Genomic DNA, 23,752 nt, shown 5'->3' with positions numbered 1-23,752 from the left:
TCTCCCCGCCCTCCGCGCTGCCCTCCTAGCGGCACGAAAAAGGCGTTGACCAGGCCGGACAGTCGATCGCCCGCTGCGATCCCACCGTAGAGACCCAGCCCCGCAGGCATTTTCCCCGATGTCACTTCGACTGCTTTGCGCCGTGCTCAATTCTCGGGAAGGGTAATCCGTGTCTTTACCCCGAATCGCAGTCGGTAATCATTCCGGCGAAGAATTTCCGGCAGAGACAGAATCCGCTCCTTTGTCATTGGCACAGGAGCGGCTGTGGGTCATGGCACGCATGGACGGAGAGGCCAGCGCCGCCTACAACGAGCCGATGCCCTTCGACATCCGTGGCCCGCTGGACCGGGACCTGCTGATCGAGGCACTGCGTCTGCTCGGGGCCCGGCACGAGGCCCTGCGCACCCGGCTGGTGCCCTCCGGGGGTTCGGCTCTCCAGGTCGTCGATCCGCCGGGCAAGGGGTTCCCGGTGGCCTTCGAGGATCTGACGGGGCTGCCGGACGCGTCCGACCGGTTCACGCGCATCCGGTCGGAGGTCGAGGGCACCCCGTTCCGTCTCGGCGAGGAACCCATGGCGCGCGGCTGCCTGTTGGCGCTGCGGCCGGACCATCACGTACTGATCCTGACAGTGCATCACATCGTCTTCGACGGCTGGTCCCGCTCCCTGCTGCTGCGCGAGCTGGGTCTGGTGTACTCCGCGCTCCAGCAGGGCCGGGACGCGTCGCTGCCCGAACTGACCTGGCAGTACAGCGACTACACGCGCCATCAGTGGGAGTGGATGGCGGGGGACGAACCCGCCTCGCACGCCGACTACTGGACCGCGGCACTGGCGGACGCCCCCGCCGTGACCTCCCCGCCCACCGATCGGCCCCGGCCACCCGAACAGGACTTCCGCGGTGACCGGTTGCCCGTCACCGTGGACGAGGACCTGACGCGGGCCCTGCGCGCGCTGGCCACGGACAACGATGTCTCCCTCTACGCGACCGTCCTCACCGGCTGGTCCGTGCTGCTGTCCCTGCTCTCCGGGCAGGACGACATCGTGGTCGGCGCCCCCACGTCGAACCGCCGCCGCGGGGACGTCGGGAACCTGATCGGCTTCTTCGTCAACACCCTCGCCCTGCGCGCCGACCTCGCCGGCTCGCCCACCGTCAGCGACGCCCTGAAGCGGGTGAACCAGCGGATCCGTGACGCCCTCGAACACGTCGACCTCCCCTTCGAGCGCGTCGTCGAACTGGTCAACCCGCCGCGGAGCCCGGCCTGCACGGCGCTGTTCCAGACCATGTTCGCCTGGGTCCCCTCCATGCGCGGGGAACTCGAACTCCCCGGTCTGGAGGTCGAACTGCGGGAGGACGCCGCTCACGTTCCCGCGAAGTTCGACATGGTGCTGGCCCTGGCCGACGAGGGCCGGCAGCTCACCGGGGAGATCGACTACGCGGTGGCCCTCTTCGACCGGGCGACGATCGAACGGTACATGCGGCAGTTCCTCCGCGTACTGCGGCTGATGACCGAGCGGCCCGACGCCGAGATCGCCGACCTGACGCTGCTCGACGAGGAAGAACAGCGGGCGCTGCTGGCCGAGTTCGGCACCGGACCCGCCGTGACCGGCCCCGCGCGGGGCGTGCTGGCACGCTTCACCGCGCAGGTCCGCGAACGCCCCGGGCAGTGCGCGGTGGTGGCCGGGGACGCGGAGCTCGACTACGCGGCGCTCGACCGCCGGGCCAACCGTCTCGCCCATGCGCTGATCGCCCGTGGTGCCGGTCCCGACCGTGTGGTGGGCCTGCACGCGGGACGCACCACCGATCTCGTCGTCGGGGTGCTCGGCATCCTCAAGTCGGGCGCCGCCTACCTGCCGCTCGATCCCGGCCAGCCCCCCGAGCGGCTCACCGCCATGGTGCGCGACGCCCGACCGGTCCTCGTGCTCACCGACCGGAGCGACAGCACAGGCCACGGCGGACAGCCGTGGGAGCACCTGGCGGAGCTGGAGGCGGCGGGAACGCGGGACGAGCCACCCGCCGTCGACGCGGACCCGGCCCGGCTGGCCTACGTCATCTACACCTCGGGGTCGACCGGCCGCCCCAAGGGCGTGGCGGTGACGCACGGCAGCGTCGTCAACCTCCTCGACCACTGGCGCGACCTCATGGAGGATGCTCCCGGAGAGGCGTCCTCGGCCTGGTCGAGCATCGGCTTCGACGCGTCGGTGCACGAACTGCTCGTCCCGTTGACCACCGGCGCCGTCCTCCACCTGGTGCCCGACGAACTCCGCGGTGATCCGGCGGCGTTGCTGGACTGGATGCGCGAACGCAAGGTCACCCAGGCGTTCCTGCCCCCGGCCTACGTCCTGTGGATCGGCGAGGATCCCGCCGCGCGCCTGGCCGGGTCCAGCCTGAGCCGGCTCCTCACCGGAGTGGAGTCACTGCCGGAGAGCACCCTGTACCGCATGCGGGAGCTGCTGCCCGGTCTGCGCGTCTGCTTCGGGTACGGCCCGACCGAGGCCACGCTCTACTCCACCGCCTACACCGACCCGCAGCCGTACGAGCGGTCGTGTCCCATCGGCCGGCCGCTGCGCGGCACCCGCCTGTACCTGCTCGACCGGCGGATGCGGCCGGTGCCGGTGGGGGTCACGGGCGAGGTCCACCTCGGCGGGGCGAGTCTGGCCCGTGGCTATCTGAACCGCCCCGACCTCACCGCAGAGGTCTTCGTGCCCGATCCGTTCGTCCCCGGTGAACGCCTGTACCGCACCGGTGACCTGGCGCGCTGGCTGCCGGACGGCAACGCGGAGTACGTCGGCCGCCGCGACGACCAGCTCAAGCTCCGCGGCTTCCGGATCGAACCCGGCGAGGTGGAAGCCGCGCTGCTGGCGGTCCCCGGCGTACGGGAGGCCGTCGTCCTGGCCGATCGCGACGCACCGGGCGGCCCCCGTCTGGTCGCCGGCGTGGGGTGCGGCGCCGAGCCCGCACGGCTGCCGTACGAGTGGCGTGCGGCCCTCAAGGACCGTCTGCCGGACTACATGATTCCCGCCGTGGTGGCCGAGTTCGAGCGGCTCCCGTTGAACCGCAGCGGCAAGGTGGACCGGGCGGAGGTGCTGCGCGCCGCGGCCGGAGCCCACGCGGGGCAGGTCAACACGGCCGCGCCCCGTGACCATGTGGAAATGGCCCTGTACCGGGTCTGGCGCCGGGTGCTGCTGCACCCGGACATCGGGGTCGGCGACAACTTCTTCGAGCTGGGCGGCACCTCGATATCGGCGATCAAGATGGCGGCCGCCGTGCAGGAGGAACTCGGCGTCGCCCTGCCCGTGCGGGAGGTCATGCTGCACCCCACCATCGAGGCGCTCGCCGAGCGGGTGCGCGGTGACGGCGGCGCTGCGCGGTCCGCGGAACCCGGCAGCCTGGTCGAGTTCCGTGCCGGGGACGGCCGGCAGCGCGTGGTGTGTGTGCACCCCGCCGGCGGCACCGCGTTCTGCTATCTGCCGCTCGCCGCCGAACTGGGCGACGAGGTCGGCGTGGTGGGGCTCCAGGCTCCCGGCATCAATCCCGGTGAGCCCCTCCTGCCCGGGGTCGGGGCGATGGCCGAGGAGTATCTGCGGCTCGTCGCCCCCCGTGCCGACGAGGCACTGGTGCTGTGCGGGCTCTCCTACGGCGGCCTGGTCGCCTACGAGATGGGCCGCCGTCTGGTGGCGGCCGGGCACCCGAAGGTGAGCGTGGTCCTCCTCGACACACACGGCGCCCAGGACGACGGGCAACGCGCCGCGATCGCGCCGGTCGGCATGGCCGAGTTCCGGGAGAAGCTGGTGCGCTTCAACGGCATGTACCCGGGTATCGACGACGCCCAGGTGGCCCGGTACCTGAACGTCTACAACCACCATCGCGAGACGGCGCGCGACTACACCGTCCCCGAGACACCCGCCCGCGTCGTGCTGTTGCAGGCGACGGCCGTGGCGGCCGAGGACGCGGACGCCGAGGACGCCGCCGCTCGCCTGCGCGCGTTCTGGCGGCAGCGCGCCGGCGGCGGGTTCGTGGTGGAGCCGGTCGCCTGCGGCCACTGGGACATGCTGGAGAGCGACGAACTGCCCCGGGTCGCCGCCGTCCTCACCGCCGAACTCAACCGGCTGACCGCCGCGCCCGGTTGCGGCGAGCCGGAGCACACCACTCCCTCAGACACGTCGGAGGCACGATGAGACCGCGCGACGTGGCCGAGGACGTGAGTGCCTCGGCCGGCATAGCCCTCGATGTCCACCGCCGAGCCCTTCGCACCCCGCACGCGGAGGCCGTCGCCGACGGTGACGTGACGCTGGACTACGCGACGTTGAACGCGGCGGCCGCCGCCGTCGCGCGGGAGCTGGAGCGTCGGGGCGTCACCGCGGGGCAGGCCGTGGCGGTGGCGCTGCCGCGATCGTGGCGACTGGTCTGCGTGATGCTGGGCGTGTTGCGGCTGGGGGCGCGGGTCGTGCCCCTCGACACGCAGAGTCCCGCCGAACGCCGTCACTTCGTCCTCCGGGACTCGGCCGCGACCGCCCTGGTGTACGAGACCGCCGAGAGCGCCACGGGGCTGCCGCGGGACGTGCGGGCGGTCGCCGCGGACGCGCTGCTGCCCGGACCTCCGGACGCCACTGCCCCCGTGCCGGAACCGTCCGCTCCCGGCGAGGTGTCCTTCCTGTTCTACACCTCCGGAACGACCGGGCAGCCCAAGGGAGTCGAGGTACCCGGCGCCGGAGTCCGGCGACTGGCCCGCCCCGGCCACCTCCGCGTGCAGCCCGGTCTGCGCTACGCCTGCCTGGCCAATCCGGCGTTCGACGCGCTGAGTTTCGAAGTCTGGGTGCCCCTGCTGACCGGTGGCTGCTGCGTGATCGTGCGCGACGGGGACGTGCAGAGCCCCGAGCGGCTCGCGGCGGCGCTGGAACACGGGCGCGTGGACACCGTCTTCATCACCACGGCGCTGTTCAACGCGGTGGTCACGGCCGTACCGCACTGCTTCGCCGGGGCGGCCGAGGTGCTCGTGGGCGGTGAGCAGCTCGACGCGGGAGTGATGCGCCGCTGGTACCGGGACAACGCAGGCAGCGACACCCGCCTGTTCAACGTCTACGGTCCGACGGAGTCCGCCACCTTCGCCCTGTGCCATGCGATCCCCCGGGACTTCGACGGCGACGTGGTACCGATCGGCCGTCCGCTGCCGGGGACCGGTGCGGTCGTGGTCGTACCCGGCCGGGAGCGGGTCGCCGCGCCCGGTGAGGTCGGCGAACTCCTGTTGTCCGGGGCCGGACTCGCCGTCGGATACCGCAACCTCCCCGGGGAGACCGAGCGGCGTTTCGTGCGGCTGCCGTGGCTCGACGGCGGCGACGAGCGGTACTACCGCACCGGCGACCTCGTACGGGCCGACGACGAGGGCCTGGTGCAGTACGTGGGACGCACCGACCGCCAGGTCAAGGTCCGTGGCTTCCGGATCGAGCCCGGCGAGGTGGAACGGCGCGTTCTCGGCCACCCGGCGGTCCTGCGGGCCCACGTGTGCACGCGCCGCGCGGGCCCGGAGGGGCCCAACGAACTGCTGGCGTTCGTCGTCCTCGGCCAGGAACTGTCCTACGAGGAGTTCGACCGCCACCTGGTGACCCACCTGCCGGTCTACATGCGCCCCCACCAGATCCACCTGGTGGCCGAGCTGCCCCTCAACGCCAACGGCAAGGTCGACCAGGCCGCGTTGCTGCGCCGGGCCGACCGGCCCTGGCGGCCCACCGCGCCCGATTCCGCCCACGGCTCCGACGGACCGGCCGTCACGGAGACCGGGCGTCAGGTCGTCGAGCTGGCCGAGGAGGTGCTCGGCACCACCGGCCTCGGGCTCGGCGACCGGTGGATCGCCGCCGGCGGCGACTCGCTGAAGGCGCTGCGGTTCTGCTTCGCCGTACGACAGCGCTGGGGACGCGAGCTGCCCCGGGCGGCCGTCCTGCACGGTGACCTCGCGTCCGTGGCCCGGTACCTCGACACCCCACCCCCCGCAGCCGAGAGCGCCCTGCCGGCACCGGTGGTCTCCGGGGCCCGCTCCGCGCCCGCCACCAGCGAACAGCAGCGGCTGTGGCTGATACAGCGCCACTCCCCCGGCTCGCGGGCCTACTCGGTCAACCAGGCCTTCCGGGTGGACGGCCCCGTCGACCCCGCCGCCCTGCGACGGGCGCTGCGCGGCCTGGTGGTGCGCCACGAGGCGCTGCGGACCGGCTTCGTCCTCGGGCCGGACGGCCTGGAGCAGGCCGTCGGCGAGCCGTACGACCCGTGGCACGAGCCGGGCCCCCGGCGGGACTGGGACGAGGAGGAGGCGCACGCCTTCGCCGACGCGTTCTTCGCCGAGCCCTTCGACCTTGCCCGTCCCCGCATGTTCCGGGCCTGCTGGCTGCCGCGGGCCGGCGGCGGCACGCTCCTGCTGCACCTGCACCACATCGCCGTGGACGGCTGGTCGTTGGGCATCCTGCTGCACGACCTGACGGCCGCCTACGCCGAGGACGACCGGGCCGAGCCGCCCGCTCCGACGCCGCTGGACTTCGCCGCCTGGCAGAGCGACCGGTTCGCGAGCTCGGCCTACCAGCGGCAACGCGCCGAACTCCTCGCGTTCTACCGTGGCCGGGAGGAGCCGCAGGAGCCGCTGCCCGCACGGGACGCCGGCCCGGCACCGCGGGCGCGCCTGCTGCACACCACGCTCGACGTCGTCCGCCGGGCGCAGGTCGACCAGCTGTGCGCCGAGTTCGGACTGACCCGGTTCCAGGTCCTGCTGAGCGTCTTCTCCTGGTGCCTGTACGGCGTGACCGGCCTGGTCCGCCCGCGCATCGCCGCGCCGGTCGCGGGCCGCCCGGTGCGCGAGTTCGAGAACAGCACGGGCATGATGGCGAACACCGTGCTGCTGCCGCTGACCGTCGTGCCCGGTGCGGACCTGCGCGCGCACCTCGACCGCACCGCAGCCGCCACGGGGCAGGTGCTGGGACGCCAGGACGTGGCCTTCGCGGACGTCCTGACCGGCTGGGAGGGTGTCGGCGAGGGCACACCGGACGGGGCACCGTTCGACTTCCTGTTCGTCCTGGAGAACACCGACTTCGGGGCGTTGCGGCTGCCCGGCTGCGTCCAGCGCCCGCTATGGTGGGCGGCACCCGAGGCCAAGTGCCCGATGACGGTCTCCGTGGTCGAGCACCCGGACGGGCTCGACGTGCTCTGGGAGTACGCCGAGGACCGTTTCACCGGCGAGGACGTCGAGGCGATGGCGGAGCTGTTCCGGCGGGGCGTGGACGCGCTCGCGGCCGGTGGCCGCCGCACCGCCCGCGAACTCGTCGAGCCGTACCGGCGGTCGCTTCCGGAGCACGGGCGCGGACCCGCTCCGGAACCCGGCTTCACCACGGTCGCCGAAGGCTTCGCCCGGCAGGTCGCCCGCGTTCCGGACGCCACCGCGGTCGTCACGGCCGACGGCACCACCCTGAGCTACGCGGCCCTCGACGCCCGGGCCGCGGCCCTCGCCGCGGAGCTGGCCGACCGCTACCCGATCCCGGCCGACGGCAGCCCCTGCCGGGCGGCCCTGTACCTGGACCCCTCCCCCGAACACGTGGTGGCGCTGCTGGCACTGGCGCGGCTGAACGTCACCGCCGTCCCGCTCGACCCGTCGTACCCGGCCGACGTGCTGCGCCGCGTCCTAGCCCGCATCGACCCCCTCTGCGTCCTGACCGCACGGGACAGCTCATCGGCTCTGGACACGCTGCTCCCGGACGGTGTGGCGCGCCACACCGTCCGCACGTCGGACCCGGCGCCACCGCGGGGCGAGGGCACGGGCGCGTCGTACGGCGGGCACCCGGACGACCGGCGCACCGCCGGCCCGCCGACGCACGACGGCGCCCGCCCCCTCTACACGCTGTTCACCTCCGGCTCCACCGGCGTCCCCAAGGGGGTGCAGATACAGGACCGTACGCTGTGCGACCTCATCAGGTGGCAGTCCGGGCCCGGCGGCCTGACCGCCCCCGCGGCCACCCAGCAGTTCTCGATGCTGGCGTTCGACGTGTCCTTCCAGGAGATCTTCGGGACGCTGTGCACCGGGGGCAGTCTCCATCTCGTACGTCCCGAGTGGCGTCAGGACGTGCCCGCGCTCCTGGACCGGCTGGAGTCCTCCGGCGCCGAGCGGATCTTCATGCCCTACGTGGCCCTGCAACTGCTCGCCGAGTACGCCGTCCGCCTGCACAGGTACCCTTCCCGGCTGCGCGACGTGGTCACCGCGGGCGAGCAGTTGGTGTGCACCGACAGCATCCGGCGCTGGTTCGCTGGGCTGTCCGGCGCGCGCCTGTTCAACCACTACGGGCCGACCGAGACCCATGTGGTCAGCGCGCTGTGCCTGGCGGGAGACCCGGGGCGGTGGCCCGAGCGGCCCGCCGTGGGGCGCCCGGTGGCCGGCGCGGATCTGCGGGTGGTGGACGCCCAGGGCGACCCGGTCCCGGCCGGGTGCACCGGCGAGCTGCTGATCGGCGGCACCATGACCACCCGCTGCTACCTCGACGACCCGGCGTCCGACGATCCCCGCTTCGTCGAACTCCCCGGTGCCGGACTGTTCTACCGCAGCGGTGACCGGGCGTTCTTCGACCGTGCGGGTCTGCTGCACTTCGCGGGCCGGGACGACCAGCAGGTCAAACTGAGCGGGCACCGGCTCGAACTCGGGTCGGTCGAGGCGGCCCTGCTGCGCCACCCGGCGGTGGTCAACGCCGTGGTCACCCGTGACGGCGACGGGCTGACGGCGGGCCTGGAGGTGCGGGGCGACACACCGTCCGCCGACGAGCTGGCCGCGCATCTGTCCGCCCTGCTGCCCGCCTACGTACGCGTGGACCGGTTCCGCAGGCTGGCGCGACTGCCCCGCACCCCCAGCGGCAAGCTGGACCGGCGGGCCGCCGTCCGGGCGCCGGGGGAAGAGATACGCCGTTCCGCGGCCGTCCGCACGGGCCTGTCGGCCGAGGAGGAGCGGCTCAGCGCCGCCTTCGAGGAGGTCACCGGGGCGCCGATCGCACCGGACCAGACGTTCTTCGAGGCGGGTGCCTCCAGTCTCGCCCTGATGCGCTTCCACCTGCGCTGCACCACGGCGCTCGGCCTGCGCTTCAGCGTCGCGGACCTCTTCGAGCACGTCACCGTCCGCTCCCTGGCCCGCCACCTCACCGCCCCCCGACCGCTCCCCGGGCCGGCCGCGCAGGAGGACGGGACCCCGCTACCCGGCGAGCCGATCGCGGTGGTCGGCATGGCCGTGCGGGTGCCCGGCGCCCCGGACCTGGCCGCCTTCTGGGAGCTGGTGGTGTCCGGCGGCACGGGAATCCGCCGCGTCGACGCGCCGGACGGTGTCATCGGCGTGCACAGCACCCTCGACGGCATCCTCGACTTCGACCCGGGCCACTTCGGCATCAGCCCCCAAGAGGCCCGTCTGATGGACCCCCAGCAGCGCCATCTGCTGATGGCCGCCGTCCAGGCCCTGGCGCACGCCGGAGTGGCGGACACCTCGGCCACCCGGGTGGGCCTGGTGGCCGGTGCGGGCGAGAACACCTACTTCCAGTCCCTGCTGCGCGAGGCGGACCCCGGCCGGCTGCCCGACGGCTTCCAGCTCGCCCTGCACCACGACAAGGACTTCCTGGCCACGAAGGTGGCGTACCACCTCGGGCTGACCGGCCCCGCGTTCAGCGCCCAGACGGCCTGTTCCAGCTCGCTGGTGGCCGTGCATCTCGCCGCCGGTCTGCTCCGGCAGGGCGAGGCCGACGTGATGCTCGCCGGAGGTGTGCTCGTCGACCCCGGGCTGACCGGCGGGTACCGCTACCGTCCGCAGCACATCTTCTCCGCGGACGGCGACTGCCGCCCCTTCAGCGACGACGCCACCGGCACGGTCGGCGCGAGCGGCGTCGGGGTCGTGGTCCTGAAGACGCTGCGGCAGGCACGCCGCGACGGCGACACCGTCTACGCGCTCGTCACGGGTTCCGCCGTCAACAACGACGGTGCGGCGAAGATGAGTTACACCGCGCCGTCCCTGGCCGGGCAGCGGGAGGTGATCCGGACCGCCCTCTCCCGCGCCGGACGTACGGGCGCCGACGTCGGCTATGTGGAGGCCCACGGCACCGGCACCCGCCTGGGCGACCCGGTCGAAGTGGGGGCGCTGCGCCAGGCGTTCGACGTGCGGGAGTCCGGCCGCTGCGCGCTGAGCTCCGTCAAGAGCCAGCTCGGCCACATGGGCGCGGCCGCCGGTGTGGTGGGCCTGGTCCGCGCGGTCCTCGCCGTGCACCACGGGACGCTCCCGCCCAGCCTCAACTTCCGTGCCTTCAACCCGGAGATCGGCCCCGATCCCACCCCCTTCCACGTCCCGGCCGAGGCCGCGCCCTGGCCCGGGGGGCGTGCACGGGTGGCGGCCGTCAGCAGTTTCGGGATCGGCGGCACCAACGCCCACGTCATCGTGGAGCAGGACACCGCGCCCGGACCGGCGACGGTCGGCGAGGCACCCGGGTGCCTCGTGCTGTCGGCGTCCAGCGCGGACGCCCTCGCCGCCGACGCCGCCCGGATCGCCGACTACCTCCGGCTCAGGCCCGAGCGCTACGGGGCGGTGCTGCGTCACCTCCAGTCCGGGCGGGTCCCGCGCCGTCTGCGGACCGCGGCGGCCGTGGCGGACGCCGCCACGGCCGGGCACTGGCTGCGCGCGGTGGCCGCGGGCGCGGTGGCGCCCGGTACCGCGGACCCGGACGCCGCGGCGGTCTCCGCGACCGGCCGTACGGCCCAGGACCTCGCCGAGGACTGGATCGCCGGACGCCCCGTCGACTGGGGGCCGGGCCCCGCGCCGGCCCCGTGGGACTTCCCGCCCCCGTCCTTCTCCCTCGCGACGTACGACTTCGAGCGGCTGTCCGAGCCCGTGCCCGAGCGCCCGTCCGGGGAGACGCACGGGGAGCCGGGCGAGGAGCCGCGCGAGGTCCCGGCCGCCGTCCCCCGGCGGCTGCCCCAGGACGACTGGCTGCATCAGCCGCACTGGGTACGGCTGCGGCGCGCCGCCGTCGCGGACACCACGGCACCGGCCGGCCGCGCGTCCGTCGTCGTCGTGGCCCCAGGGAACACCCCCGGGACGGCGCTCGCGCCCTTCGGGGCGGTCGCGTCGCGCGTGCTACGGGTGCACCCGGCCGGCGCCTTCGCCCGCACAGGACCCGACACCTACGCCGTGGACCCCGCCGACCCCGCGTCAGTGCGCCTGCTGCTCGACGCGCTGGCCGAGGACGGTGCCCCGGTCTCCGTCGACACGGAGTGGGTGCACGCCCTGCCCCTCGACGTGACGGGCCCGGTCGGTACCGGCACCCTGGCGCAGGCCCGGCACACCTGCCTGGACAGCGCGGCCGCGCTGGCGCAGGCGCTGGCCGGGCGGGACGGCTCCCCACGCGTGTGGTGGCTGTCGTACGGCGCCCGGCCCGTGGCGGGAGCGGTGGACAGGCCGGAACTGGCGCTCCTCGCCGGGCCGGTCGAGGTCGCCCCTCAGGAGTCCGCGCTGCGCGGCCACTGGCTCGACCTGCCCGACGGCGACCTCACGCGCTGGGCCGGGCACGTGGCCGCGGTCGTCGCGGGGGCACGTGCCGCCGGGCAGGGCGACGAACCGGCCCTGCCGCACCAGCTCGCGCTGCGGCAGGGGTACTGGTGGCGGCCGGGCACCGTGCCCGTGGCGGCGCGGGAGCCGGTGGGCGCGCGCTCCCCCGTGCCGGCCGGAGCGGACACCGTCCACCTGGTGCTCGGCGGCACGGGCGGTATCGGCCGCGCCGTCGCCGCCTGGTTGCTCGAACACACCCGCGGCCGGGTGCTGCTGCTGTCGCGCAACCCGCGGCTGCCCGAGGAGTTGCGGGGATGGGCCGACCGCGTCGGTCTCGTCCCGGCGGATCTCGCGGCCCTGCCCGTGCACGAGGTGGCGGAGGCCGTCGCCGACCGCACGGCGCGGCTGGACAGCGTCGTGCACGCGGCCGGTCTCGGCCACGGCGGCCTGCTGGTACGACGCGACGCCACCGCCATGCGCGACGCCGCCGCGGTCCGCGAGCGCGGCGCACTCGTCGTCGAGCAGCTGATCGCAGCGTTCCGTCCGGAGATCGCGGTCTACTGCTCCTCCATGTCCGCGCTGCTCGGCGGTGTCGGCCAGAGCGACTACGCGGCGGGCGCGAGCCTCCTCGACGCCTTCGCCCACCACCGGGCAGACGACGCGGAGACGACCGTCCGGATCGGCATCGACTGGGACATCTGGCGGGAGACCGGAATGGCGGCCCGGGTGCTGCACACGGACAGCCGCCACCAGGCCCACCTGGCGGTCGGCCTGACCGCCGAGGAGGGCAGAGCGGTCTTCGGCCGGGCCCTCGCCCTGCAACTGCCGCAACTCCTCGTGTCCACCACCGACATCGATGTCTCCCGGGGCTTCTACGCTCCCGGGACCGCCGGCACATCCTCGGGAACCGCACCGGCACAGCCGACGGCCACGGCGGAGGAACCCTCCGCCGCCGGTGGGTCCGTGGCGCGCGCGGAGGCCATGGCCCGGGCGGTCCGGGAGCTGCTCGGCGTGGCCGAACTGGACCCCGAGGACTCCCTCTACGACCTGGGCGCCGACTCGCTGACCCTGATCACCCTGATCGCGCAGATCGAGGACGACTACGGCGTCGAGTTCGACCTGGCCTCCTTCAGCCACCGGGTCAGCCTCACGGAGATCCTGAAACACATCGAGGCGGCACTCACCAGCGACGAGCCCCCCGCAGGCGCCTCCCCCGTCGGCCTCGACATCTGGCAGGAGGGCACCGGTCCGTCCGTCCTGTGCCTGGTGCATCCCGTGGGCGGAGACATCCAGGCCTACCGCACCCTGGTGGCGGCCCTCGGACCCGCGCCGACCGTGTGCCTCATCGCCGACCCGGCACTCCGCGGCACCGGGACGCCCGCGTGGTCGCTGGCCGACCGCGCCCGCCACTACGACACGGCCCTCCGTGACCGCTTCGGCGGTCCTGACCACCGGCTGCACCTGGCCGGGTGGTCCTTCGGCGCCCGGGTGGCGATGGAGATGGCGGCCCTGGCCGAGTCGGCGGGCCGCCCACCGGAGGCGCTCTACCTGCTGGATCCGCCACCACCCCGGGCAGAGGCGCTCGTCGCCGCCTACGACGAGGCGCACCTGGAGAGGGTGTTCGCCGCCGAACTCGGCGCCGGCGGCTCCGCGCCGCCGACCGGGCACGCACAGGCGTACGCCGAGAGGCTGGCCCGCTGCTGCCGCGCCAACCTGCGCAGTCTCGGGGAACACCGGGTACGGCCGCTCGTCTCGGTCCCCACGTACCTGTGGCTGGCCGGACACCCCACGGCGGGCCTGCCCGTCCCCGCGGACCCCGAGCGGCCGGACCGGCAGTGGACCGTCTGCCTGCCCCCGTCCGCCGTCCTCGGGTATCTGCCCACGGACCACTACGGCGTCGTCGCGGCCCCCCACGTGCACGAGGTGGCCGAGACCATCAGGGCGACGCTGGCGCCCCCGGGTTCCGGGACCCACGGGACCGCCCACCTGTAAACCCCATCCCGCTCTGGAGGTTGCCTTGGAGTCATACGAACGCGAAGCCCTGGAAGCGGTGACCACGCGTCCCGTGCACCCCTACCGCACGCTGACCGTCGAGCGGATCACCCCCGTACTGGGGGCCGAGGTCTCGGGCGTCGACCTGTCACGGGAGATCCCGGCGGAGCAACTGGAGGAGATCCGGACCGCCTTCCTCGATCACCACGTCCTCGTCTTCCGCGACCAGACGATCACCGCGGAGCAGCACAAGCGCTTCGCCGCCGCCTTCGGCGAGCTGCGCCCCGTCAACCCGCCGCCGCCCGAGGGCGATCCGTACATCCTGGAGATCCGCACCACCTCGGCCGCGGCGGACGTGGCGGGCAACGGCTGGCACGCGGACGGCACCGCCGACGCCGAACCGTCGCTCGGGTCGATGCTCTACATCACCGAGACACCGGAGCCGGGGTGCGGCGGGGACACCCTCTTCGCCAACATGCACCTCGCCTACGAGATGCTGTCACCGGCCATGCGCGGCCTGCTGGACCCGCTGACCGCGATCCACGACGGGGCGCAGGCGCTGGCCGGGTACACACCGCCCGCGGACTACGTCATCCCCAAGAGCGAGCACCCGCTCATCGCCCGGCATCCCGAGACCGACCGCAGACTCCTGTACGTCAACAAGGCCTACACCAGCCGGATCCCGCAGCTCTCCGCCGACGAGAGCCGGGCCCTGCTGGACGTGCTGTTCGACATCGTCGCCCGCAGGCCGGTGCTGCACTGCCGCGTCCGCTGGACCCCGGGCACCCTGGTCTTCTGGGACAACCGCTGTGTCCAGCACCATGCGACGTACGACTACTACCCGTACGCCCGCTACGGCCAGCGCGTCGCCATCAACGGCGGTCCCGTCAAGGGCTGATGCCCGGGCGGGGGGGCGTCGGGCCGGACCCCGGTCCGCCGTCCGACGCCCCGCCCGCCCGGCGCGACCGGCACCAGCTGCTGTCCTCGACCTCGACGCGAGTTCGGCAGGGCGCGCGCGGACACGGCATGATCAGGGGATGGACGCCGTGGAAGACCCGAAAGGCGGTGGGGACGTGGACGAGCGGTCGGGGATCACGTCGCCGGCGCAGGCCGCGAACGACCCCCTGGTGCTGGCCTTCGGCAGACTCCAGGGGGCGGCGAACCGGCTCGGGTACATCCTGGGCCGGGATCTGGAGCGGCAGTGCGGTATCACGCACCTGACCTTCGAGGTGCTGCTCATCCTGGGCCGGGCCGGGGGCGCCGGGCTCTCCATGCGGGCCATCGCCCAGGAGCAGGTGCTGACGACGGGCGGCGCGACCCGGTTGGTGGACCGGATGGAGGCGGCCGGGCTGGTGGAACGCGTCGAGGATCCCGACGACCGGCGCGGAAAGCTGGTGTCCCTCACCGAGTTGGGGGCGCGGACCAGCGTGCGCGCGGCGCGGCTGCACGTGGAGAACATCCGCCGGTATTTCCTGGAGCCGCTGCCGGCCGAGGACCGGGAGCGGTTCGCGGAGGACCTGCGCATCCTGAGCCACTCGGCCCGGGACATCCTGCCCCGGCTGCCCTGAAGGGCGTCGACACGGCGTGCCATGCTGGCGGCATGACGAACCGACGCGAGGTCGCCATCGTCCGCTGGGCAGGCCGGGACCCCGGCGACGAGGGCGGGCCGGCCGCACTGCTGGCGGCCTACCACCTGCAGACGCAGGCCGAGAAGGGCGAGGCCGTCGCGGATGCCGACGCGTTGCCGGACCGCTACCGGGCGGAAATCCTGGACCCGCGCGCCGCGTTCGCCGACGATGTCGTGCTGCTGGCGTCGAGTGGGGGCACCGCCGTCGGCTGCCTGGTGGTGACCGCTCCCGTCGACCGGCGGTGCGAGATCAAGAGGCTCTGGACCGCTCCCGCGTTCCGGGGCCGTGGCATCGCGTCCGACCTGGTCGACGCCGCGCTCGCCCATGCCGCGGACACCGGTGTCGACACGGTACGGCTGTCGGTCTGGCAGTGGCGGGCGGCCGCCATCGCCCTGTACGAGCGCCTCGGCTTCACCGTCACCGGCTCCTGGGACGCACGGGACCGACTGGTCTGCATGGAGCGCGCCGTGTGACCGAGGCCGCGGTGGGGGTGGGTGGCTCCGTTCAGCAGGCCTGCTTCCGGAGGTGGTCGGCCGGGCGCTCGTGCTCGGTGCGCGCGGCCTCGAGAAGGAGCCGCCACGAGGTCACCGTCGGTCGGCGTCGCAGCAGACCGCGCCTCTCCCGCTCCGTCATCCCGCCCCACACGCCATGCTCCACACGGTGGTCGAGGGCGTAGGCGAGGCACTCGGTGCGCACCGGGCAGCCCGTGCAGACGGCCTTCGCCCGGTTCTGGGCGGCCCCTTCGACGAACAACTCCTCAGGGTCGGCGGTACGGCACTTCGCCCGCGCCTGCCACTCCTCGCCAGCACTGACCGCCATGGTGCCGTCCCCTCCCGTTCCCATGCCACCCGCCACGTCGGCCGGGGCGATCCAGCGACCGTACGCCTCGTGTCCCGCCCCCAGGATTCTCCGTCCGGCAGCAATCCGATCGGGTGACGGCTGCATTGACAGCAGCCGACAAGGCGCTACGTCGCACTCGGCGGCCTCGCCGGTCGGGTGCCCCAGGGTGGTCGATTCATTCGGCTCCCGCGCTCCCCGCTCCGGGGCGGTCGGGGTGGCGCGCAGTGTGGTGGGGAAGGAGTGTGCCGGAGGTCGTCACGGGACACTTGGGGGGAAGGCGGTCGGCGAACAGCGTGGAGGCGAGCGTGGTGATTGCCGTCAATCCGACGGACAGCGCCTCGCTGCTGGCTGCCTTCGGGGCGCTGGGCGTGCTGGCGGTGATCTTCGCCGAGTCGGCGCTGCTGGTCGTCGGGTTCTTCCTGCCGGGCGACACGCTGCTGTTCCCGGCGGGTGTGCTGTGCGCGGCGACCGCGGACCGGCCGCCGCGGCTGGAGCTGTGGCAGGTGCTGGTGTGCGCGGCCGTGGGCGCGGTCGCGGGCGGACAGGTCGGCTATCTGATCGGCCGGCACGGCGGCCGGCCGCTGCTGGCCCGGACCTCCCGGACGCGGGTGCGCGAGGGCGCCGCCCGTGCGGAACGGCTGCTGGCCCGCTACGGCTACGGCAAGGCGCTGGTGATCGGCCGTTTCGTGCCGATGCTGCGCTCCGTGCTGCATCCGGCGGCCGGGGCGCTCGGGGTGCCGATGCGGCCGTTCACCCTCTGGCAGAGCGTCGGTGGCCTGCTCTGGTCCCAGAGCTTCGTCCTCGCCGGGTACGCCCTGGGTTCCTCGGTCTCCCACATCGACGACTGGCTGCTGCCGCTGGTCGGCGTGATCGTCGTGCTCTCCGTGGTGCCCCTGCTGGTGGAGGCCCGCCGGGCGCGCCGTGGCCGGTCGGGGCAGGGTCCCCGGTGAGGCGATGGCGGCCGGCCACGGCAAAGGCCAGTATGCGCGAGGGAAAATTCAGTTCATCAGTGCGCAAATCGATCGCTGGATCGGTGTAATCGGCAGACATGTCGGACCGCGTGGCGATCTAGCGTCGGAGTGCACGGGGGCCACCACGGACCAGAAAGCACCGAGGCACGCATGCCCATCCCGAATACCGACGTCCTCCCGAATACCGACGTCCTGCCCGCGACCGAGTTCGACACCCTGACCGCTTCCGCCGCCGACCTCCTGTCGCCCGTCGACGAGCTGCCCGAGTCGGCGGCGCCGCCCGACCTGGTCCTGCGGCGGGTCCGCGACGAGCTGATGCTCGACGGCAACGCCCGGCTCAACCTCGCCACCTTCGTGACGACCTGGATGGAGCCGCAGGCACGGCAGTTGATGGCGGAGACCGCGGAGAAGAACCTCGCGGACCGCGCCGAGTACCCGCAGATCACCGCGATGGAGGAGCGCTGCGTGCGGATGCTCGCCCGGCTCTGGCACGCGCCGCGTCCGGAGCAGGTCCGCGGCTGCTCCACCACCGGCTCCAGCGAGGCGGCCATGCTCGGCGGCCTCGCGCTCAAGCGCCGCTGGCAGGCGCGCCGTCGCGCCCAGGGCAAGGACACCGCGCGCCCGAACCTGGTGATGGGCGCGAACGTCCAGGTGTGCTGGAAGAAGTTCGCCAACTACTTCGAGGTCGAGCCGCGTTACGTCCCGATGGAACCCGGCCGCTACCACCTCACGCCCGACACCCTCACCGCGTACTGCGACGACAACACCATCGGCGTGGTCACCGTCCTCGGGTCCACCTTCGACGGCTCCTACGAACCCGTCGCCGACATCTGCATGGCCCTGGACGGCTACCAGGCCGCCACCGGCACCGACATCCCCGTGCACGTCGACGGCGCGTCCGGTGCGATGGTGGCCCCCTTCCTCGACCCGGGCCTGATGTGGGACTTCCAGCTCGAACGCGTCGCCTCCATCAACACCTCGGGGCACAAGTACGGGCATGTGTTCCCGGGCCTCGGCTGGGCCCTGTGGCGGGACGCCGACGCCCTCCCCGACGACCTGGTCTTCGAGGTCGACTACCTGGGCGGCCGTTCCCCCAGTTTCACCCTCAACTTCTCCCGTCCCGGGGCCCATGTCGTCGCGCAGTACTACAGCTTCCTGCGCTACGGCTTCGAAGGGCTGCGGAACCTGGCGACCCAGAGCCGTACGACGGCCCGTGCGCTCGCCACCCGCATCCGCTCCATGCCTCCCTACGAGTTGATCACGGACGGTTCCGAACTCCCCGCCTTCTCCTTCAGGTTGGCGCCCGGCACGGAGGGCTTCACGGTCTTCGACGTCTCCCACGCCATGCGCGCCCGCGGCTGGCACCTGCCCGCCTACGCGTTCCCCGCCCCCTGCCAGGACGTCACCGTCCTGCGGCTGGTCGTACGGACCGGGTTCACCGCGGAACTCGCGGGCATGTTCATCGCCGACCTGACGGAGGTCACCAGGCAGCTCCACCCGGCCCGGCACACCCCGGCCTCCCTCGTCCAGCCCCTCAGCCCGGCCTGATCCCCTAGGTCAGCGCCGTGGGCCCTGCTGGAGGGCCGTGCGCAGCGCGTCGTCGATGGCGGGGTGCCGGAAGGTGAAGCCCGCTTTCAGCAGGCCGTCCGGGACCGCGCGGCAGCTGCCGGTGATGCCTTCCGAGAACTCACCGAGGACGGCCCTCAGGGCGAAGGCGGGGACGGCGGCGAGGGTGGGCCGGTGCAGGATCCGGCCCATCGCCCGGGTGATCTCACGGTTGGTCAGCGGTGCGGGGGCCGTGAGGTTGAGGGGTCCGCTGATGTCGTCGTGGTCGATCGCGTACCGCAGCGCCGCGATGTGGTCGGGCAGCGAGATGAACGGCCAGAACTGGTCGCCGGAGCCGAGCCGGCCGCCGAGTCCGAACCGGAAGAGCGGGAACAGCCTGCCCCAGGCGCCGCCGTCGGCGGAGACCACGAGACCGGTCCGCGGGTGGACGACCCGGACGCCGGCTCCCGCGGCGGGCGCGGCGGCGGCCTCCCAGCCCACGCAGACCCCCGCCAGGAAGTCGCTCCCGGCCGGGTCGGACTCGGTGACGACCCGGTCGCCGGTGTCTCCGTAGTACCCGGTGGCCGAGGCCGAGACCAGCACCCGGGGCGGCCGGGCGGCCTCGGCGCACGCCTCGGCGACGGTCCGCGTCCCGGCGAGGCGGCTGAGCCGGATCTCCTGCTTGTACGCCGCGGTCCAGCGCCGGTCGCCGACGCCCGCGCCGGCCAGGTGCACCACGGCGTCGACACCGTCCAGGACGGCCGGGTCCAGCCGCCTGCCGGGCTCCCAGAGTGCGCTCCGGGTGCCGTCGGCGGGCCGGGGCGCGGTCCGGCCGCGGGTGAGACGCAGCACGTGGTGGCCGTCGGCGAGGAGGGAGCGGGTGAGGGCGGAACCGATGAGGCCGGTGGATCCGGTGATCGCGACGCGCATGACGTTCTCCGATGAGCGAATGTTTGAGAGTTCAAACTCTCGCTCGTCAGCCTACGCCGGTCGGCTGTCGGCGGGAGGTAAGCGCCCGCCCGTGCGGTGGGGACGAGAGTGCCGGCAGAGCACCGCCGCAGCACAACCGAAAGGGCATGCCGGATGTCTCCGACATGCCCTGTGACCTGCTCCTCGCAAGTCGGGACGACAGGATTTGAACCTGCGACCCCTTGACCCCCAGTCAAGTGCGCTACCAAGCTGCGCCACGTCCCGGTGCCGTTTGACCTGGGGTTTCCCCGGTCGAAACGCGCAAGGAAACAATACCGCACTCGGCTTGGTGGTCGTACCCGGCTTTTCCGCCCGCGGAGCCGCGACGTACGGTCAGCCCTCGTCCGGCAGCCCCAACTCCGGATACGCCTCCAGCAGTCGCGGCGGGGCCGCCTGCCTCCAGGAGTCGGCCAGGATGTCGCGCAGCTCGGCCTCGTCCTCCAGTGCGGCCAGCCGGACCCGGACCCAGGCGAACATCGCCTCGTGATCGGCGATCCAGAACTTGTCCGGCTCGGCGAGCACCAGTTCGTCGCGCTCCTCCTTGGGGCAGCGCACCGCGATCGAGGTCTCGTCCTCCGGGAGGGTGGCGAACATCTTCCCGGCGACCCGGAACGTGGGCATGTTCCAGGCGGTCTTCTCCGCGGTGTCCGGCAGGGACAGGGCGACACGGCGTACGTCTTCGGCTTCCGGCATGGGACGAACCGTAGCCCCCGCCACTGACAGTCATCGGGCGGGAGCGGCCAGGCGCTTGAAGTAGAGGGTGGTGGGGCGCAGCGTCCCGTAGGGGTCGAGCGCGTAGTCCGGGATGACGCCGGCGCGGGTCCAGCCCGCCGCCCGGTAGAGGTGTTCGGCGGGACTGTCCGTCTCGGTGTCCAGATGGAGCAGGGTGATCCCGTGGGCCGCGGCGGCCTCCTCGGCGACGGCGAGCAGCCCGCGCCCGAGGCCCTGCCCGCGGGCCTGGCGGTGGACCATCAGCTTCACCAGTTCGGCGCGGTGCCGGCTGTTGGGCTTCTCGGGGAAGGCGAGGCCGACCGTGCCGACGGCCCGGCCGGTGCCGTCGAGCGCCGCCCACACGGCGAGTTGCCCGGCCGCCACGGCGTCCGCCCTCCCCCGCCACCAGTCGAGGGCATGCTCGCGCGCGAACGGCGCGAGGAAGCCGACGGACGCGCCCGCGTTCACCGTGTCGGCCAGCAGGTCCGCCAACTCGGCCGCGCGCTCCCTCAGTTGGTCCGCCCCGAGGCGCACTGTGGTCATGGCCGCACCACCGCCAGGACGTACCGGGTCTCCCCCGTCCCGGCGCACCGGAACCGCGTCGGCCCCCAGACCCGCAGCCGTAGGCAGTCGCCGGTGTCCAGGAGGTGCTCGGTGCCCTCCGCGGTCACGGCGAGCGTCCCGTCGAGCACCCAGAGGTGCTGTTCCAGGCCGGGGACCGGCGGGCGGTCGTAGGAGATGTCCGCGCCCGTGGCGAGCCGGCCCTCGACGAGTTCGCCGCGCAGCCCGTCGTGCGGCGGCGACACGGAACGCCGCACGAAACCGGAGGCGCGGTCCTCCCACACCCGCTGTTCGGCCGCGCGCAGCACCGGCGCGGGTTCCGCCTCGACCTCACTGAGCAGCTGGGACATGGTCCGGCCGTAGACGCCGCAGAGCCGGTTGAGAAGGGCCGCGGTGGGGCTGGTCTCGGCCCGTTCGGCCCGGGAGAGGGTCGATCTGCTCAACCCGCTGCGCTCCGCCAGCTCCCCGAGGGACCAGCCCTGTTCGGCACGCAGGGCGGCGAGGCGAGCCCCGAGACGCACATCGAGACCGGTACCGGCGGGGGCGGGGGCGGGGGCGATCACATCGTCGTCGCGTTTCACATTCGGGACGCTATCCCACATGTGAAACACCGGTGTTACGGATGCCTCACGGCCGCGCCGCCCCGCCCAGTGCCTCCAGCACCGGACGGATCAGCGGATGCCCCTCGGCGCCGCGCCGTACGGCCGCGAACACCCGGCGGGTGGGGGCGTCCCCGTCGACGGGGCGTACGACCACACCGGTCAGGTCCATGCCGCGCAGCGCGGAGCGGGGTACGAGGGCCACGCCCGCGTCGGCCGAGGCCAGGGCGACCACGGCACGGAAGTCGTCCGAGGAGTGTTCGAGGCGGGGTTGGAAACCGGCGTTCTCGCAGGCCAGGACGACCACGTCATGGCAGGGGTTACCGGGGTACGGGCCGATCCAGACGTCCTTCGCCAGCTCCGCGAGGGAGACCTCGGGGAGCTCGGCGAGACGGTGGTGGAGCGGGACGACGGCGTCGAAGGGCTCGGCGTACAGGGGCACGTGGGTGAGCCGCGGGTCGTCGGCGGGCGGGGCCCCCCGGTACTCGACGGCCACCGCGACGTCGACCTGCCGGTCCAGGACCATCGGGAGGCTGGCGTCGCCCTCGGCGTCCTGGACCCGGATGCGGATGCCGGGGGCGGTACGGGCGAGGTGGGCCACGGCCGGGGCGACCACCTGCGCGATCCCGGTCGCGAACGCGGCGACGGTGACCGTGCCGGCCTCGCCCGAGCTGTACGCGGCCAGTTCGGCCTCGGCCCGCTCCAGCTGGGCGAGGACCACGTTGGTGTGGCCGAGCAGGATCTCGCCGGCCGGGGTGAGCCGTACCCCCTTGGCGCTGCGCTCGACCAGGCGGTGGCCGGTCTCCTGCTCCAGGGCCGCCAGCTGCTGGGAGACGGCCGACGGGGTCAGGAAGAGCGCGGCGGCAGCCGCCGTCACGGTGCGGTGGTCCGCCACCGCACGAAGGATATGGAGCCGCCGCGCTTCGATCACGGGGCCGATTATTGCAATATGTCCGCGCCCCCGAACCGCCGGCGGGGAGGCAGGGGGGCGCGGACACCGGGTTACGGCAACCGGAATGCAGGCAGGGGGCCGCCGACACCGGCCACTGGCCGCAGGCACCGCCCCCGGGCACCGGCCGCGGGTGCCGACCGGGTGGGAAGCGCTGCTTCCCCCGGCTTCCCGGTCGAGCGCGTGGGCGGCGGTCGCTGGTGCCGGTCGTCTCCGGAGCCGGTGCTGGGCTGCTCGGCGGGCCCCGCGCTCAGCTCGTCAGTTCCGCGCGGGCCGCCACGAAGGCGTCCACCGCGCGGTTGACGTCGGCCGTCGAGTGGGCCGCGGACAGCTGGACGCGGATCCGGGCCTTGCCCTGCGGGACCACCGGGTACGAGAAGCCGATCACGTACACGCCCCGGTCGAGCAGCAGCTCGGCCATCCGTCCGGCCTCGGCCGCGTCGCCGATCATGACAGGGGCGATGGCATGGTCACCGGGCAGGACGTCGAAGCCCTCCTCGGTCATCCGGCGCCGGAACAGCGCGGTGTTCTCGGCGAGGCGCACGCGCAGGTCGTCGGCGGACTCCAGCAGGTCGAGGACCTTCAGCGAGGCCGCGGCGATCACCGGGGCGAGGGTGTTGGAGAAGAGGTAGGGACGGGAGCGCTGACGCAGCAGGGCGACGATCTCGGCGCGGGCCGCCACATAGCCGCCGGAGGCGCCGCCGAGGGCCTTGCCGAGGGTGCCGGTGACGATGTCGACGCGGTCCATCACGCCGTGCAGCTCGGGGGTGCCCCGGCCGGACGGGCCGACGAAGCCGACGGCGTGCGAGTCGTCGACCATGACCATCGCGTCGTACCGGTCGGCCAGGTCGCAGATCTCGCGCAGCGGCGCCACGTAGCCGTCCATGGAGAACACCCCGTCGGTGACGACGAGCCTGCGCCGCGCCCCGGCCGCCTCCTTCAACTGCCTTTCCAGATCGTCGAGATCGCGGTTGGCGTAGCGCAGGCGGCGGGCCTTGGAGAGCCGGATGCCGTCGATGATCGAGGCGTGGTTGAGGGCGTCGGAGATCACCGCGTCCTCCTCGCCGAGCAGGGTTTCGAAGACGCCGCCGTTGGCGTCGAAGCAGGAGGAGTAGAGGATCGTGTCCTCCTGGCCGAGGAACGCCGACAGCCGCGCCTCCAGCTCCTTGTGGACCTCCTGGGTCCCGCAGATGAAGCGGACCGAGGCCATGCCGTAGCCCCAGCGGTCCAGTGCCTCGTGGGCGGCGGCGATCACCTCGGGGTGGTCGGCGAGGCCGAGGTAGTTGTTGGCGCAGAAGTTGAGGACCTCACCCGGGCGGCCTCCGGCGGTCACGGCGACGGTCGCGGACTGCGGGGTGCCGATGACCCTCTCGGGCTTGTGCAGCCCGGCGGCGAGGATCTCGTCGAGGGTGTCGCGCAGGTCGTCGCGTACGGAGTCGAACATGGCAGAAGCTC

14 protein-coding genes and 1 tRNA gene are annotated in these 23,752 nt (G+C 73.4%); 7 read left to right on the top strand and 8 right to left on the bottom strand.

The window, feature by feature from the left end; translation table 11 throughout:
• The first annotated feature begins 241 nt into the window (after positions 1-241).
• From AB0G52_RS32700 to AB0G52_RS32680, 5 genes are all read left to right on the top strand, one after another.
• Positions 242-4,174, top strand: coding sequence for an amino acid adenylation domain-containing protein (locus tag AB0G52_RS32700; RefSeq protein ID WP_361341346.1), 3,933 nt, complete (start codon positions 242-244; stop codon positions 4,172-4,174).
• Positions 4,171-13,524 (top strand): amino acid adenylation domain-containing protein, encoded by a 9,354-nt coding sequence (locus tag AB0G52_RS32695; RefSeq protein ID WP_361341343.1) that lies wholly within the window; start codon positions 4,171-4,173, stop codon positions 13,522-13,524. The genes AB0G52_RS32700 and AB0G52_RS32695 overlap by 4 nt, the downstream gene beginning before the upstream one ends.
• A gap of 25 nt (positions 13,525-13,549) precedes the next feature.
• A complete protein-coding gene (locus tag AB0G52_RS32690) occupies positions 13,550-14,422 on the top strand; it encodes a TauD/TfdA family dioxygenase (protein ID WP_132887313.1) in 873 nt (290 codons plus the stop codon).
• A 175-nt stretch (positions 14,423-14,597) separates the two neighbouring features.
• Positions 14,598-15,092: a MarR family transcriptional regulator gene (locus AB0G52_RS32685; RefSeq protein ID WP_132887681.1), complete on the top strand. Its 495-nt coding sequence runs from the start codon at positions 14,598-14,600 to the stop codon at positions 15,090-15,092.
• A gap of 32 nt (positions 15,093-15,124) precedes the next feature.
• The gene (locus AB0G52_RS32680) at positions 15,125-15,625 is read left to right on the top strand and encodes a GNAT family N-acetyltransferase (protein WP_361341340.1); all 501 of its coding nucleotides are present in this window, start codon (positions 15,125-15,127) and stop codon (positions 15,623-15,625) included.
• A gap of 31 nt (positions 15,626-15,656) precedes the next feature.
• Here AB0G52_RS32680 and AB0G52_RS32675 read toward each other — a convergent pair whose 3' ends face one another.
• The gene (locus tag AB0G52_RS32675; protein ID WP_132887311.1) at positions 15,657-15,971 is read right to left on the bottom strand and encodes a WhiB family transcriptional regulator; all 315 of its coding nucleotides are present in this window, start codon (positions 15,969-15,971) and stop codon (positions 15,657-15,659) included.
• A gap of 329 nt (positions 15,972-16,300) precedes the next feature.
• Here AB0G52_RS32675 and AB0G52_RS32670 point away from each other — a divergent pair, with 329 nt between their 5' ends.
• Positions 16,301-16,942, top strand: coding sequence for a DedA family protein (locus AB0G52_RS32670; RefSeq protein WP_132887680.1), 642 nt, complete (start codon positions 16,301-16,303; stop codon positions 16,940-16,942).
• A gap of 171 nt (positions 16,943-17,113) precedes the next feature.
• Positions 17,114-18,511 carry a glutamate decarboxylase gene (locus tag AB0G52_RS32665; protein ID WP_361341337.1) on the top strand — a complete coding sequence of 466 codons (1,398 nt, stop codon included), beginning with the start codon at positions 17,114-17,116 and terminating at the stop codon, positions 18,509-18,511.
• A 9-nt stretch (positions 18,512-18,520) separates the two neighbouring features.
• Here the strand turns inward: AB0G52_RS32665 and AB0G52_RS32660 are convergent, their stop codons facing one another.
• From AB0G52_RS32660 to AB0G52_RS32630, 7 genes are all read right to left on the bottom strand, one after another.
• A complete protein-coding gene (locus AB0G52_RS32660) occupies positions 18,521-19,438 on the bottom strand; it encodes a TIGR01777 family oxidoreductase (protein ID WP_132887309.1) in 918 nt (305 codons plus the stop codon).
• A gap of 190 nt (positions 19,439-19,628) precedes the next feature.
• Positions 19,629-19,702, bottom strand: a tRNA-Pro gene (locus AB0G52_RS32655).
• A gap of 108 nt (positions 19,703-19,810) precedes the next feature.
• Positions 19,811-20,170 carry an MmcQ/YjbR family DNA-binding protein gene (locus tag AB0G52_RS32650; protein ID WP_132887308.1) on the bottom strand — a complete coding sequence of 120 codons (360 nt, stop codon included), beginning with the start codon at positions 20,168-20,170 and terminating at the stop codon, positions 19,811-19,813.
• 30 nt (positions 20,171-20,200) lie between these two features.
• The gene (locus AB0G52_RS32645; RefSeq protein ID WP_132887307.1) at positions 20,201-20,731 is read right to left on the bottom strand and encodes a GNAT family N-acetyltransferase; all 531 of its coding nucleotides are present in this window, start codon (positions 20,729-20,731) and stop codon (positions 20,201-20,203) included.
• Positions 20,728-21,330, bottom strand: a complete 603-nt coding sequence (locus tag AB0G52_RS32640) for a helix-turn-helix domain-containing protein (RefSeq protein ID WP_361341332.1) — start codon at positions 21,328-21,330, stop codon at positions 20,728-20,730. The genes AB0G52_RS32645 and AB0G52_RS32640 overlap by 4 nt, the downstream gene beginning before the upstream one ends.
• Before the next feature lie 46 nt (positions 21,331-21,376).
• A complete protein-coding gene (locus AB0G52_RS32635; protein ID WP_132887305.1) occupies positions 21,377-22,279 on the bottom strand; it encodes a LysR family transcriptional regulator in 903 nt (300 codons plus the stop codon).
• Positions 22,280-22,547: 268 nt separating this feature from the next.
• Positions 22,548-23,741: a glycine C-acetyltransferase gene (locus AB0G52_RS32630; RefSeq protein ID WP_361341328.1), complete on the bottom strand. Its 1,194-nt coding sequence runs from the start codon at positions 23,739-23,741 to the stop codon at positions 22,548-22,550.
• Positions 23,742-23,752: the final 11 nt, after the last annotated feature.

Origin of the sequence: Streptomyces sp. NPDC021562, assembly GCF_040640875.1 — a bacterium.
GTDB lineage: Bacteria > Actinomycetota > Actinomycetes > Streptomycetales > Streptomycetaceae > Streptomyces.
Note: the sequence above shows the minus strand (reverse complement) of the source record. Positions and strands in the feature narration are given on the sequence as shown.

Coding starts and splice junctions, on each gene's coding strand:
- AB0G52_RS32695 (WP_361341343.1), top strand. CDS start 4,171: ATGAGACCGCGCGACGTGGCCGAGGACGTGAGTGCCTCGGCCGGCATA.
- AB0G52_RS32680 (WP_361341340.1), top strand. CDS start 15,125: ATGACGAACCGACGCGAGGTCGCCATCGTCCGCTGGGCAGGCCGGGAC.
- AB0G52_RS32675 (WP_132887311.1), bottom strand. CDS start 15,971: ATGGCGGTCAGTGCTGGCGAGGAGTGGCAGGCGCGGGCGAAGTGCCGT.
- AB0G52_RS32665 (WP_361341337.1), top strand. CDS start 17,114: ATGCCCATCCCGAATACCGACGTCCTCCCGAATACCGACGTCCTGCCC.
- AB0G52_RS32660 (WP_132887309.1), bottom strand. CDS start 19,438: ATGCGCGTCGCGATCACCGGATCCACCGGCCTCATCGGTTCCGCCCTC.
- AB0G52_RS32650 (WP_132887308.1), bottom strand. CDS start 20,170: ATGCCGGAAGCCGAAGACGTACGCCGTGTCGCCCTGTCCCTGCCGGAC.
- AB0G52_RS32645 (WP_132887307.1), bottom strand. CDS start 20,731: ATGACCACAGTGCGCCTCGGGGCGGACCAACTGAGGGAGCGCGCGGCC.
- AB0G52_RS32630 (WP_361341328.1), bottom strand. CDS start 23,741: ATGTTCGACTCCGTACGCGACGACCTGCGCGACACCCTCGACGAGATC.